Origin of the sequence: Streptomyces sp. PTY087I2, from assembly GCF_001687325.1 — a bacterium.
Classification (GTDB): domain Bacteria; phylum Actinomycetota; class Actinomycetes; order Streptomycetales; family Streptomycetaceae; genus Streptomyces.
The window spans coordinates 106,581-119,240 of record NZ_LZRD01000007.1 but is presented as its reverse complement, the minus strand read 5'-3'; the positions used below and the strand labels follow the sequence as shown (position 1 = coordinate 119,240).

The window sequence follows — 12,660 nt, the reverse complement described above, 5'->3', positions numbered from 1 at the left end:
GCCGCCCCCGCCCCCACCGAACCACCCCCCTTCTTGACTGAGAAAGCGAGCACTACGACAGCCATGGCTGAGGCTCAGAACACTCCGGTGGGCTCCACCACCGCCGGCTCCATCGCGGTCGCCGCCGAGTCGACCGTCGCCACGCGCATGAGCGCGCCCCCGTCCTTCGACGTCGCGGACTTCCCCGTCCCGCACGGCCGCGAGGAGGAGTGGCGCTTCACGCCGCTGGAGCGCCTGCGCGGACTGCACGACGGCACCGCGGTCGCCACCGGCAGCGGCGTGAAGGTCGCCATCGAGGCCCCCGAGGGTGTCACCGTCGAGACCGTCGGCCGGGACGACTCCCGGCTCGGCAAGGCCGGCACCCCCGTGGACCGGGTCGCCGCCCAGGCGTACAGCTCCTTCGAGCAGGCCTCGGTCGTCACGGTCGCCAAGGAAGCCGTGCTCACCGAGCCGATCCGGATCGCCGTGCACGGCGAGGGCGGCACCGCCTTCGGCCACCAGCTCATCGAGCTGGGCGCCTTCGCCGAGGCCGTCGTCGTCATCGACCACACCGGTGACGCGGTGCTCGCCGCCAACGTCGACTACGTCCTCGGTGACGGCGCCAAGCTGACCGTCGTCTCCGTCCAGGACTGGGACGACACGGCCGTCCACGTCGGCCAGCACAACGCGCTGGTCGGCCGGGACGCCTCCTTCAAGTCGATCGTCGTCACCTTCGGCGGCGACGTCGTCCGCCTGCACCCCCGGGTCGCCTATGCGGCCACCGGCGGCGAGGCGGAGCTCTTCGGTCTGTACTTCACCGACAAGGGCCAGCACCAGGAGCACCGCCTCCTGGTCGACCACAACACCCCGCACTGCAAGTCCAACGCGGTGTACAAGGGCGCCCTCCAGGGCGACGGCGCGCACGCCGTCTGGATCGGCGACGTCCTCATCCAGGCCGCGGCCGAGGGCACCGACACCTACGAGATGAACCGGAACCTCGTCCTCACCGACGGCGCCCGGGTCGACTCCGTGCCCAACCTGGAGATCGAGACCGGCGAGATCGTCGGCGCCGGCCACGCCTCGGCGACCGGCCGCTTCGACGACGAGCAGCTCTTCTACCTCCAGTCCCGCGGTATCCCGGCCGAGGAGGCCCGCCGCCTCGTCGTGCGCGGCTTCTTCGCCGAGCTGGTCCAGCAGATCGGCCTGCCGGACGTCGAGGAGCGGCTCATCGAGAAGATCGAGGCCGAGCTGAAGGCGTCCGTCTGATGTCCTTCGTCAAGGCCTGTGCGCTGAGTGAGCTGGAGGACGACACCCCCAAGCGGGTGGAGCTCGACGGCACACCCGTCTCCGTCGTCCGCACCGAGGGCGAGGTGTTCGCGATCAACGACATCTGCTCGCACGCGAACGTCTCCCTCTCGGAGGGCGAGGTGGAGGACTGCGCGATCGAGTGCTGGCTGCACGGATCCGCGTTCGACCTCCGCACCGGCAAGCCGTCCGGCCTTCCCGCGACGCGCCCCGTCCCCGTATACCCCGTAAAGATCGAAGGGGACGATGTGCTCGTCTCCGTCACCCAGGAGTCCTGAGTCACCCATGGCAACGCTTGAAATCCGCGACCTGCACGTCACCGTCGAGGCCGACAACGCCACGAAGGAGATCCTCAAGGGCGTCGACCTGACCGTGAAGCAGGGCGAGACCCACGCCATCATGGGCCCCAACGGGTCCGGCAAGTCCACCCTCGCGTACTCGCTCGCGGGTCACCCCAAGTACACGATCACCGGCGGTTCGGTCACCCTGGACGGCGAGGACGTCCTGGAGATGTCCGTCGACGAGCGGGCCCGCGCCGGCCTGTTCCTCGCCATGCAGTACCCCGTCGAGATCCCCGGTGTCTCGGTCTCCAACTTCCTGCGCACCTCCGCCACCGCCATCCGCGGCGAGGCCCCCAAGCTGCGTACCTGGGTCAAGGAGGTCAAGGAGACGATGGCCGAGCTCCAGATGGACCCGGCCTTCGCCGAGCGCAACGTCAACGAGGGCTTCTCCGGCGGTGAGAAGAAGCGCCACGAGATCCTTCAGCTGGAGCTCCTCAAGCCGAAGATCGCCGTCCTCGACGAGACCGACTCCGGCCTGGACGTCGACGCGCTCAAGACCGTCTCCGAGGGCGTCAACCGGGTCCGCGCGACCGGCGAGGTCGGCACCCTGCTGATCACGCACTACACCCGCATCCTCAAGTACATCCAGCCCGACTTCGTCCACGTCTTCGCCAACGGCCGGATCGCGGCCTCCGGCGGCGCCGAGCTGGCCGACCAGCTGGAGAACGAGGGCTACGAGGCCTACACGAAGGGTGGCGCTTCCGCGTGACTGACGCCCGACAGGGGCTCTCCGGCCTCCTCGACACCGAGGCGATCCGCAAGGACTTCCCGCTCCTGGACCGCACGGTCCACGACGGCAAGAAGGTCGTGTACCTGGACTCCGCGGCGACCTCGCAGAAGCCGCGCCAGGTCCTCGACGCGCTGAACGCGTACTACGAACGCCACAACGCGAACGTGCACCGCGGCGTCTACACGATCGCCGAGGAGGCCACCGCGCTGTACGAGGGCGCCCGCGACAAGGTCGCCGCCTTCATCAACGCACCCAGCCGTGACGAGGTGATCTTCACGAAGAACGCCTCGGAGTCGCTGAACCTCGTGGCGAACATGCTCGGCTGGGCGGACGAGCCCTATCGGGTGGACCGCGACACGGAGATCGTCACCACGGAGATGGAGCACCACTCCAACATCGTGCCGTGGCAGCTGCTCGCGCAGCGCACCGGCGCGAAGCTGAAGTGGTTCGGCATCACCGACGACGGCCGGCTCGACCTGTCGAACATCGACGAGATCATCACCGAGAAGACGAAGATCGTCTCCTTCACGCTGGTCTCCAACATCATGGGCACGGTCAACCCGGTCGAGCGGATCATCCGCCGCGCCCAGCAGGTCGGCGCGCTGGTATGCATCGACGCCTCGCAGGCGGCCCCGCACATGGTGCTCGACGTGCAGGCGCTCCAGGCGGACTTCGTGGCCTTCACCGGCCACAAGATGGTCGGCCCGACCGGCATCGGCGTGCTGTGGGGACGGCAGGAGCTCCTGGAGGACCTGCCTCCGTTCCTCGGCGGCGGCGAGATGATCGAGACCGTGTCGATGCACTCGTCGACGTACGCCCCCGCGCCGCACAAGTTCGAGGCCGGTACGCCCCCGATCGCCCAGGCCGTCGGCCTCGGCGCGGCCGTGGACTACCTCACCTCGATCGGCATGGAGAAGATCCACCAGCACGAGAAGGCGATCACCGAGTACGCGCTGAAGCGTCTGCTGGAGGTCCCCGACCTGCGGATCATCGGTCCGACGACGGCCGAGGACCGCGGTGCGGCGATCTCCTTCACGCTCGGCGACATCCACCCGCACGACGTGGGCCAGGTCCTCGACGAGCAGGGCGTCGCCGTCCGGGTCGGCCACCACTGCGCCCGCCCGGTCTGCCTGCGGTACGGAATTCCCGCGACGACGCGAGCGTCGTTCTATCTGTACTCCACGCCCGCCGAGGTCGACGCCTTGGTGGACGGCCTGGAGCACGTACGGAACTTCTTCGGCTGAGGGCGTAACGGTGAAGCTTGATTCGATGTACCAGGAAGTGATCCTGGACCACTACAAGCACCCCCACGGGCGCGGCCTGCGGGACGGCGACGCCGAGGTGCACCACGTCAACCCGACGTGCGGCGACGAGATCACGCTCCGCGTGAAGTACGACGGCGAGACCATCGCCGACGTGAGCTACGAGGGCCAGGGCTGCTCCATCAGCCAGGCCTCCGCCTCCGTGCTGAACGAGCTGCTCGTCGGCAAGGAGCTGTCCCAGGCGCAGAAGATCCAGGACGCCTTCCTGGAGCTGATGCAGTCCAAGGGCCAGCTGGAGCCGGACGACGCGATGGAGGAGGTGCTGGAGGACGCCGTCGCGTTCGCCGGCGTCTCGAAGTACCCCGCCCGGGTCAAGTGCGCGCTGCTGAGCTGGATGGCGTGGAAGGACGCGACGGCCAAGGCGCTGTCCGAAGGGAAGACCGCATGAGCGACAACGAGACCGCGACCATGAAGCCGGCCTCCGAGGAGGAGGTCCGCGAGGCGCTGTACGACGTCGTCGACCCCGAGCTGGGCATCGACGTCGTCAACCTGGGCCTGATCTACGGCATCCACGTCGACGACGCCAACATCGCCACCCTCGACATGACCCTGACGTCCGCGGCCTGCCCGCTGACCGACGTCATCGAGGACCAGGCGAAGTCCGCCACGGACGGCATCGTCAACGAGCTCCGGATCAACTGGGTCTGGATGCCGCCGTGGGGCCCGGACAAGATCACCGACGACGGACGCGAGCAGCTCCGCGCGCTGGGGTTCAACGTCTGATCCCGCGCTCCCGGAGAGCGATGAACGGCCGTGCCCGCCAGGAATCCTGGCGGGCACGGCCGTTTCCCGTGCGGCGGGTCGTCAGACGTGGGCGGGTGGCGGCCCGTACTGCTCGGGCAGCGTCGCTCCCGCCGCCTCGGCCAGGACCGGGCCCAGGTTCTCCGAACGCATGCGGAGGTCGACGTAGAGCAGGCCGACCACCAGCGGCGGGAAGATCGCCGTGAACAGCTGGGCGATCAGCTGGCTGAGGAACGACAGCAGGAGCAGACCGCCGAACAGGGCGATGAGCTCCCCGCCGGTCGGGTCGGCGCCCATGTCCTCGGGTTCGAACAGGCCGGGGACCATGCCGACCATCTGGAACGGCATCTGGATCAGGTAGCCGATCATGGACGCGAGTACGTAGGCGAGCAGCCCGACGCCGAAGACCCGCCACCAGGTGCCGCGCACCAGCTGGGCCGAGCGGCGCAGGGCCGCGACCGGGCGCTGGTGCTCGAAGACCACGACCGTCGGGGCCAGTGAGAACCGCACCCAGAGCCAGACCGCGAACGGGCCGATGAGCAGCGCGCCGATGAGCCCGACGACGATCAGCGGCACCATGCCGTCCTCGTCGCCCAGCGAGATCGCGTAGATCATCAGCCCGGCGAAACCGGCCAGGAAGAGCGCCAGCGGGACGATCATGATCAGCCCGGTCAGGAACACCGTGCCGATGATCGACCAGACCCGCGCCCACGCCCGCTTCCAGACCTCCCCGAAGCGGATCGGGCGGCCCAGGACGGCCTCCTGGAGCACGACGGGCACCGCCGCCTGCACCACGGCCGACGCCAGCAGATAGGTGATCATGCCGAGGACCATCAGCACACCGAACGCGACGCCCAGCGGGACCAGTTGCGCCGCGTCCGGAGACCCCGGGGACGTCAGCTCGTCCCACTGGGTCGCGACGGCGGAGGCCGCCACCACCAGCGCGAGGATCATCACGAGCGTCGCCGCGCCGAACAGCGTCAGCGCCATGCCGATCAGCGGCTTCCAGTACCGGCCGAGCGTCGAGAAGGCGCCGCTGAGCATGTCCGAGATCCTCAGCGGCGCCAGGGGTATCACCCCGGGCTTGGGCGGTGCGGCCCATCCGCCGTGCCAGCCGCCGCCCGGTCCCTGCGCGCCCCCGTGGAAGGGCCCCCCACCGTGGGGCGCGCCCCCGTACGGGCCACCGCCCCACCCTGCGTCCTGCGCCACTGCGTCTCCGTCGAGTCGTCGGCCCGGTCGGCCGGGCCGTTCGTTCAGTCGGCACACCGTAGCGCCCCCGACGCGGGCCGATGATATGTACGGCCGTACGTAACGTTGGGTACAGTCGTACACATGGGATACGCATACGGACTGCTCGCCGGCGCCATCGCGGCGGAGGTGGCCGGGACGACGGCCATGAAGTACAGCGAGGGCTTCACCCGGCTCTGGCCCTCGCTCGGCACCGTGGTGGGCTACCTCATCGCCTTCACCCTGCTCGCCCAGACCCTCAAGACGCTCTCCGTGGGCACCGCGTACGCCATCTGGGCCGGCGTCGGCACCGCGGCCGTCGCCCTCATCGGGATCATCTTCCTCGGGGAGTCCAGCAGCCTGGTCAAGATCGCGGGCATCGCCCTGATCGTCGCCGGGGTCGTCGTCCTCAATCTGGGAGGGGCCCACTGATGGCCCGCCGGTACGACCCCGGGCGGCGGACGCGGATCATCGACGCGGCGCTGGCCGTGATCGCGGCCGACGGCATAGCCGGGCTCAGCCACCGCACCGTGGCCGCCGCGGCCGACGTGCCGCTCGGCTCGACCACGTACCACTTCGCCTCGCTCGACGAACTCCTCGTCGCCGCCCTGCGCCGCTGCAACGAGAACTTCGTCCAGGCGCTGCGCTCCAGCGGAGTCTTCGACGGTACGGAGACTGACGGGGACGAGCCGGAGGCGGACCTCGCGGCGGAGCTGACCCGGCTGCTCGACCGGTGGTTCGCGGGCGAACGCGGGGCGATCGAGCTGGAGTACGAGCTGTACCTCGCGGCCCTGCGCCGCCCCGCGCTGCGCCCCGTCGCGGCCGAGTGGACCGAGGAGGCCGTCGCGCTGCTGTCCCGGCGCACCGATGAGGAGACCGCGCGGGCCCTCGTGGCGCTGATGGACGGCGTCTGCCTCCAGGTCCTGCTGACCGGGGGCACGTTCGACGCGCCGTACACGCGCGTGATGCTGGAACGGATCGTGGCGGGCGGGGGCGCCTGACCGGCGGGTCGGACCGGCCCGGTTCCGCTCCGCGGGCGACGGTGCCTGACCGCGTTCGGAACGCCTCCGCTCAGTCCGTCCCCCGGCGCACCGCTTCCAGCGCCTCCCGCACGCTCGCCCCGATGTCCGTGATCGGGTACAGCACCTCGCGGATCGTCCGCTCCCGGTCCACCACCAGCGTCAGCCGCTTGAGCCTGCTCACGCCCGCCGCCCGGAACGTCGGCAGCCGCAGCGCCGCCGTCAGGGCCAGGTCCGCGTCCGAGAGCAGCGGGAAGCGCAGCCCCTCCTTCTCCGCGAACGCGCGCTGCTCGTCCGGGCGCTGCGCGGACACCCCGTGCACCGTCGCGCCCGCCGCCGTGAACTCGGCCAGCTGGTCGCGGTACGTGCACGATTCGAGGGTGCAGCCGCTCGCCCCCGGGATCCCCGCCCAGCCCGGCGGATAGGCGTCGCGGGTGGCGTAGGCGCTGGGGAAGCAGTACAGGACGGTGTACGGGGTGTCGGCGACCGGGTCGCGGAGCCGGCCGTCGTCCCCCGGCAGCAACAGCTCCGGCAGCCGCGTCCCCGTGAGCGCCCGCACCCGGGCCGCCTCCTGCGAGGCCTCCGTCGTCGTCGCCATCGTCTCCCCTTCTCCCAGCACCCAGGTGTCGCCCCAGTCCTGGAGCGCGATCAGCACGGGCAGCAGGGCCCGGCCGCGCGGGGTGAGGCGGTACTCGTACCGGACCGGACGGTCCTGATACGGCTCCCGCGTCAGCACACCGGCGTCGACCAGCAGCCGCAGCCGCTCGGTCAGCACCTTGCGCGAGACGCCCAACTCCCGCTGGAGCGCGTCGAACCGGTGCACCCCGCGCGCGGTGTCCCGCACGATCAGCAGCGTCCACCAGTCGCCCACGACGTCGAGCGCCTGGGCGATCGAGCAGTCGGCGTCGGCAAGGCTCGTGCGCTGGGGCATGTCGTTCCTCCGGTTGTGGCCGCCGTCCGCCCCACTCCGCCCGGGGCCTTTCGGTTGACCCCGATGGAATCATGCTGCCATAGTCCGTTCCAATAAGGAACTCACTGCACGCAGCAGTCGTCAGGAGTCGTACGGAGGGGGCGGGGGATGGGCATGGTGCGGGGAGTGCCACGGACGGTACGGCTGCTGGCGCTCGGGGCGTTTCTCAACGCCGTCGTCAGCTTCACCTTCGTCTATCTCTTCGTGTACCTCGTCGGGCCGCGCGGTCTGAGCGTCACCCAGGCCGGAGTGATCAGCGGCGTCGGCGGCATCGGCCTGGTCGCGGGGAACTTCACCGGCGGCTGGTTCGGCGACCGGTTCGGCCACCGCCGCGCCCTGCTGACCGGCGCCTGCGTGAGCGGCACGGCGCTCGTCGTCCTGCCCATCCTGCCGGTCGCCGCCCTGTACGCGGTGCTCCCGGCCGCCCAGTACGCGGCGGGTGTCGTCCGCGCCGCCAATGCCGCCCTCGTCGCGGTCTCCGTGCCCGAGGGCGGAAACCGCCGCCAGAGCTTCGCCCTCTTCCGGTTCGCCGCCAACGGCGGCTTCGCCATCGGCCCGCCGCTCGGCGCGCTGGTCGCCGCCCGCTTCTCGTACGACTGGCTCTTCGTCGCCGACGGCCTCGGCACCCTGCTCTTCGCCCTCTACGCCGCCCGGATCCTGCCCGCCCGCGGCAGCGCCCACGCGGTGCGCTCCCACGACCCGGACGCCCCGGGGCTCTGGCGCGAACTGCGGGCCAGGCCCGCCGTCCTCGTGCTGCTCGTCGCGATCGTGGTCGTCGACGTCGTCTACCGGCAGCAGTACTCGACCCTGCCGGTCTTCCTCGCCGACCACGGGCACACCACCCAGCTGTACGGCTGGCTGCTCGCCATCAACGGCGGCGTCATCCTCTGCCTCGAACTGCCCGCCGCCCACGCCCTGCGCCGCCGCACCCCGCTCGGCCTCGTCGGCGCCGGACTCCTGCTCGTCGGGCTCGGCTACGCCGTACTGATCCCCGGCGCGGGCGTCCTCTTCGCCGTCACCATGATGCTCTCCCTCACCCTCGGCGAGATCCTTTACAAGACCCCGGCCACGGCCTACGTGGCCGACCAGGCACCGGGCCACGCCCAGGGCCGCTTCCAGAGCCTGTACGCCGGGGCGTCGATCAGCGGGCAGGTGCTCGCCCCGCCGCTCGGGGCCGCTCTGTACGCGGCGGCCCCCGCTCTGCTCTGGCCGGTCTGCGCCCTGCTCGCGGCGGCCGCCGGGGGAGCGGTGCTGGCGGCGCGGCGGCTGCCCGGCCCCGGTGAGCGGGTGCGGGCGGCGGGAAAGGGGCCGTACGCTGAGACCGGTTCGCCCGAGCGGGCCCCGGCCGGTTAGGTTTCTGTCCATGACCGACACGACTTCCCAGGCCACTTCCCGTACCACCGGCGCCGTCGCCGCCGGCCTCGCCACCGTCGCCGGTGACGGCACCGTCCTCGACACCTGGTTCCCCGCCCCCGAGCTCAAGCCCGAGCCCGGCCCGGCCGGTACGACGCGGCTCACCCCGGACGAGGCCGTCAACCGCCTCGGTGAGGGCGCCGCCAAGGCCATCGGTGTGGATGCCCGGCGCGGCGTCGAGGTCGTCGCCGTCTCCACGGTCATTTCCTCGCTCGACGACAAGCCGCTCGACGCGCACGACGTCTACCTGCGTCTGCACCTGCTCAGCCACACCCTGGTCAAGCCGCACGGGCTGAACCTGGACGGGCAGTTCGGCTTCCTGGCCAACGTCGCCTGGACCTCGCTCGGCCCGGTCGCCGTCGACGACCTGGAGCGGGTGCGGCTCAACGCCCGCGCCGAGGGCCTGCACCTCCAGGTCACCTCGGTCGACAAGTTCCCGCGCATGACGGACTACGTCGCTCCCCAGGGCGTCCGCATCGCCGACGCCGACCGCGTCCGGCTCGGCGCGCACCTCGCCGCCGGGACCACCGTCATGCACGAGGGCTTCGTCAACTTCAACGCGGGCACGCTCGGCACCTCCATGGTCGAGGGCCGGATCTCCGCGGGCGTCGTCGTCGGCGACGGCTCCGACATCGGCGGCGGCGCCTCCACCATGGGTACCCTCTCCGGCGGCGGCAAGGAGCGCATCATCATCGGCGAGCGCTGCCTGGTCGGCGCGGAGGCGGGCGTCGGTATCGCGCTGGGCGACGAGTGCGTCGTCGAGGCCGGTCTGTACGTCACCGCCGGTACGCGCGTCACGCTGCCGGACGGCCAGGTCGTCAAGGCCCGCGAGCTGTCCGGCGCCTCGAACATCCTCTTCCGCCGCAACTCGGTCACCGGCACGGTGGAGGCCCGCCCGAACAACGCGGTCTGGGGCGGCCTGAACGAGGTCCTGCACGCCCACAACTGAGCCGGTTCTCAGGCCCCGAGGAGTTCCTCGTACGCCTTCCGCAGCCCGTTGGCCGCCTCGCGCCCGGCGGGCTGTAGCGGTTCCCGGACCGGTCCGGCGTCCAGCAGGGTCTTGGCCGTGACGGTCCCGGGCAGCCCGCTCGCCATCATCAGCTCGACGAGGCGGGCCGTGAGGCCGTTGAGCCGGGCGGCCTCGTCGGTGCGGCCCGCGTCGAACGCGTCGAGCGGCGCCCGCATCGCGGCGGGCGCCACGTTCGCGACCGTACTGACATAGCCCGCGCCGCCCACCGCGTACAGCGGAAGGTTCAGCTCCTCGCTGCCCGAGTAGTACGCGAGCGAGGTGCGGGCCAGCACCTTCGTCGCGCCGAGCAGGTCGTAGGAGCAGTCCTTCACCGCCACCACCCGGGGGTGCTCCGCCAGCCGCAGCAGGGTCTCCGGCTCGATCCGGACGCCGGTGCGGCCGGGGATGTCGTACAGCATCAGCGGCAGACCGGTGGACTCGGCCACCCGCAGGAAGTACGCCTCCACGGCGGTCTGCTGCGGGCGGCTGTAGTACGGGCTCACCACCAGCAGCCCGTCCGCGCCCGCCTCCTCGGCCTGCCGGGCCAGGCGCAGGGTGGCCGCGGTGTCCGGGCCGCCGACGCCGGTGAGCAGCGGCACCCCGTCGCCGACCTCGGCCCGGACGGCCCGCAGCAGGGCGGATTTCTCGGCGTCCGTCGTGGTGGGGGACTCGCCCGTGGTGCCGCTGAGGACGATCCCGTCGCAGCCCTCGGCCACCAGGCGCGCGGCGTGCGCGCGGGCGGCTTCCGGGTCCAGGGCCCCGGCGTCGGTGAAGGGTGTGATCATGGCGCAGAGCGTGCGGCCGAAGGGGCGCGGTGCGGTGGTGGTCATGGGGGAAGTCTCGGCGCCCGGAACCGTAAAGGTCTACTTAGATCTCCTTGTGGTGAACGGCAAGGGATGCTGAAGAGTGCGGCGACCGCCGCCGTACCTCTGACATGATCGAACGCGCGGACGACCGGCCGCGGCGAGGGGTGGACGACATGAGTGAGCGCACACGGGTACGGAGACGGGTCCGGGCGGCCCTGCCGGCGGCCGCGCTGATGGCGCTGACCGGCTGCTCCGGCTTCCTGGTCCCGGCCGGCGAGGGCGAGGAGCCGGACCCCACCCCGTCCGCCTCCACGTCCCGCGCCGAGACGCTGCCCCCGACCCCCACGCCGGGGGCCGACGCGCCCTCCTACGGCGCCCCGGCGCAGACCGGCCCGACCTCCGCCCCGCCCGGGAAGTGCCCGCGCTCCGGGGTCGTGGTGGACATGGGCCCGGTGGAGACCGCGATGATGCACCGGGCCGTCGTGCTCACCCTCACCAACTGCGGCCGCAAGCCCTACGCCGTCGACGGCTACCCCTGGGTCCGGGCCCTCGGCGAGGACGGCCGCCCGCTCCCCGTCAAGGTCAACGAGGACGGCTCGTACTTCGGCAGCGACCCGGGCCCGAAGAAGCTTCTGCTGGACCCCGGCCTCACCGTGAAGTCGATCCTCGCCTGGGTCTCCACCCCCGAGGGGGGCGACCTCATCGAGGGCGACGCCCTGGCCATCTCCGCCGCCCCCGGCCTCCCGGTACGGATCTTCCCGCTGGAGGGCCACGACATCCGGCTGATGGACGAACTCAACACCACGGCCTGGCGCACGGAACTCGGCGGCTGACGCCGGGGGCGATCGTGGGGACATGGGCGAACGGAGTTCGGTGGCATTCGGCGGAACGGCCTTGACCTCAACCGGGATTGAGGTGTGACCGTGGTGGTCACGCGCACCGGCCGGTGCGCGGGAAGAGGGGAAACACCGTCATGACCACGCACTTCACCGACCGCCCCGACCCGGCCCGCACCGATGCCGGGATCGCCAAGGCCAGTGCCTGGAACGTCGGGACGCCGCAGCGGCAGCAGGAGGCCGTCGACGCGATCCGGAAGGCCTGGGGGAGCCGGCCGTGGCCGCATCCCGGGCTGCTCTCCTACAGCGTCTACGCCGGGGAGGACGGGGCGACCCTGCTGCACTACTCCCAGTGGACCGGTGAACAGGCCTTCCAGGACTTCGTACGGGAGGAGCGCGACGCCCGTATCGCCGAGATCGACGCGGCCGTCCCCGGGATCGAACGCGTCGGGCTGCACACGTACGAGCTCTACCGTTCCACGCTGCGGGGTGAGGGCGACACCCGGGAGACCGGCTGCGTCGTCATCGTCGACGTCGAGTTCGACGGGCCCGACGCGGCGCGCCAACGCGACTGGGTGGACAGCGTGTTCGAGGCGCACGCACACGACGGCGGTCTCCCCGACGGCGGCATCGCCGCGCACTTCCATGTCGGCACCGACGGCACCCGGGTCCTCAACTACGCCGAGTGGGAGAGCGCCGAGCACCACATCGCGGCTCTCGCCGCACCCGGTGAGGGCATCGGATCCCCGTCCCCACTCTGGGAACGCGTCCAGAAGTACCCGGGCATGACCGGCGGCGGCGTGCACCGCTACACCCCCGCCCTCAGCATGGAACCGGGAACGGGCGTGTAAGGGGAGGGCAAGCCGCCGAAGCCGTGGGCGGCATGCGGTGAATTGCGTCTAGGCTTGGGCGGCTGAACCGCGTACGCACTCCGTATGCTCCCGAGCACGCACCGAGGAGAA

Annotated in this window: 15 protein-coding genes; 12 read left to right on the top strand and 3 right to left on the bottom strand. The window is 71.4% G+C overall.

What is annotated here, in order from left to right; translation table 11 throughout:
• Nucleotides 1-63: 63 nt before the first annotated feature.
• Genes sufD through A3Q37_RS09260 form a run of 6 tightly spaced genes read left to right on the top strand, consistent with a single transcriptional unit; the run spans nt 64 to nt 4,400 of the window.
• Nucleotides 64-1,245 (top strand): Fe-S cluster assembly protein SufD, encoded by a 1,182-nt coding sequence (sufD, locus tag A3Q37_RS09285; RefSeq protein WP_029182346.1) that lies wholly within the window; start codon nt 64-66, stop codon nt 1,243-1,245.
• Nucleotides 1,245-1,562: a bifunctional 3-phenylpropionate/cinnamic acid dioxygenase ferredoxin subunit gene (locus tag A3Q37_RS09280; protein WP_010061308.1), complete on the top strand. Its 318-nt coding sequence runs from the start codon at nt 1,245-1,247 to the stop codon at nt 1,560-1,562. The genes sufD and A3Q37_RS09280 overlap by 1 nt, the downstream gene beginning before the upstream one ends.
• 7 nt (nt 1,563-1,569) lie before the next feature.
• The gene (gene sufC / locus A3Q37_RS09275; protein ID WP_006123660.1) at nt 1,570-2,334 is read left to right on the top strand and encodes a Fe-S cluster assembly ATPase SufC; all 765 of its coding nucleotides are present in this window, start codon (nt 1,570-1,572) and stop codon (nt 2,332-2,334) included.
• Nucleotides 2,331-3,599 carry a cysteine desulfurase gene (locus A3Q37_RS09270; protein ID WP_065480633.1) on the top strand — a complete coding sequence of 423 codons (1,269 nt, stop codon included), beginning with the start codon at nt 2,331-2,333 and terminating at the stop codon, nt 3,597-3,599. The genes sufC and A3Q37_RS09270 overlap by 4 nt, the downstream gene beginning before the upstream one ends.
• Nucleotides 3,600-3,609: 10 nt before the next feature.
• On the top strand, nt 3,610-4,065 hold the full coding sequence (gene sufU / locus A3Q37_RS09265; RefSeq protein WP_010061311.1) for a Fe-S cluster assembly sulfur transfer protein SufU: 456 nt from the start codon (nt 3,610-3,612) through the stop codon (nt 4,063-4,065).
• A complete protein-coding gene (locus A3Q37_RS09260; RefSeq protein WP_003969897.1) occupies nt 4,062-4,400 on the top strand; it encodes a metal-sulfur cluster assembly factor in 339 nt (112 codons plus the stop codon). Before sufU ends, A3Q37_RS09260 begins: the two co-directional genes overlap by 4 nt.
• 81 nt (nt 4,401-4,481) lie before the next feature.
• Here A3Q37_RS09260 and A3Q37_RS09255 read toward each other — a convergent pair whose 3' ends face one another.
• Nucleotides 4,482-5,462: a hypothetical protein gene (locus A3Q37_RS09255; protein WP_065480629.1), complete on the bottom strand. Its 981-nt coding sequence runs from the start codon at nt 5,460-5,462 to the stop codon at nt 4,482-4,484.
• A gap of 288 nt (nt 5,463-5,750) precedes the next feature.
• Between A3Q37_RS09255 and A3Q37_RS09250 the strand changes: the two genes are divergently transcribed.
• Nucleotides 5,751-6,077 carry a multidrug efflux SMR transporter gene (locus A3Q37_RS09250; protein ID WP_065480626.1) on the top strand — a complete coding sequence of 109 codons (327 nt, stop codon included), beginning with the start codon at nt 5,751-5,753 and terminating at the stop codon, nt 6,075-6,077.
• Complete coding sequence (locus A3Q37_RS09245) at nt 6,077-6,646, top strand: TetR/AcrR family transcriptional regulator (RefSeq protein WP_065480623.1); 570 nt, start codon at nt 6,077-6,079, stop codon at nt 6,644-6,646. Before A3Q37_RS09250 ends, A3Q37_RS09245 begins: the two co-directional genes overlap by 1 nt.
• A 70-nt stretch (nt 6,647-6,716) precedes the next feature.
• On the opposite strand, the gene A3Q37_RS09240 is transcribed toward A3Q37_RS09245, so the two are convergent.
• Entirely contained in the window at nt 6,717-7,595 is an 879-nt protein-coding gene (locus A3Q37_RS09240; protein ID WP_065480620.1) for a winged helix-turn-helix transcriptional regulator, read from the bottom strand.
• A gap of 147 nt (nt 7,596-7,742) precedes the next feature.
• Between A3Q37_RS09240 and A3Q37_RS09235 the strand changes: the two genes are divergently transcribed.
• The gene (locus tag A3Q37_RS09235) at nt 7,743-8,987 is read left to right on the top strand and encodes an MFS transporter (protein ID WP_065480617.1); all 1,245 of its coding nucleotides are present in this window, start codon (nt 7,743-7,745) and stop codon (nt 8,985-8,987) included.
• 10 nt (nt 8,988-8,997) lie between these two features.
• The gene (gene dapD, locus A3Q37_RS09230) at nt 8,998-9,996 is read left to right on the top strand and encodes a 2,3,4,5-tetrahydropyridine-2,6-dicarboxylate N-succinyltransferase (protein ID WP_065480614.1); all 999 of its coding nucleotides are present in this window, start codon (nt 8,998-9,000) and stop codon (nt 9,994-9,996) included.
• Nucleotides 9,997-10,004: 8 nt separating this feature from the next.
• Here dapD and dapA read toward each other — a convergent pair whose 3' ends face one another.
• Entirely contained in the window at nt 10,005-10,886 is an 882-nt protein-coding gene (gene dapA, locus A3Q37_RS09225; protein ID WP_065480611.1) for a 4-hydroxy-tetrahydrodipicolinate synthase, read from the bottom strand.
• A 149-nt stretch (nt 10,887-11,035) separates the two neighbouring features.
• Here dapA and A3Q37_RS09220 point away from each other — a divergent pair, with 149 nt between their 5' ends.
• On the top strand, nt 11,036-11,695 hold the full coding sequence (locus A3Q37_RS09220) for a DUF4232 domain-containing protein (protein WP_065481059.1): 660 nt from the start codon (nt 11,036-11,038) through the stop codon (nt 11,693-11,695).
• Between the two features lie 140 nt (nt 11,696-11,835).
• Entirely contained in the window at nt 11,836-12,549 is a 714-nt protein-coding gene (locus A3Q37_RS09215; RefSeq protein WP_065480608.1) for an antibiotic biosynthesis monooxygenase, read from the top strand.
• Nucleotides 12,550-12,660 lie beyond the last annotated feature (111 nt).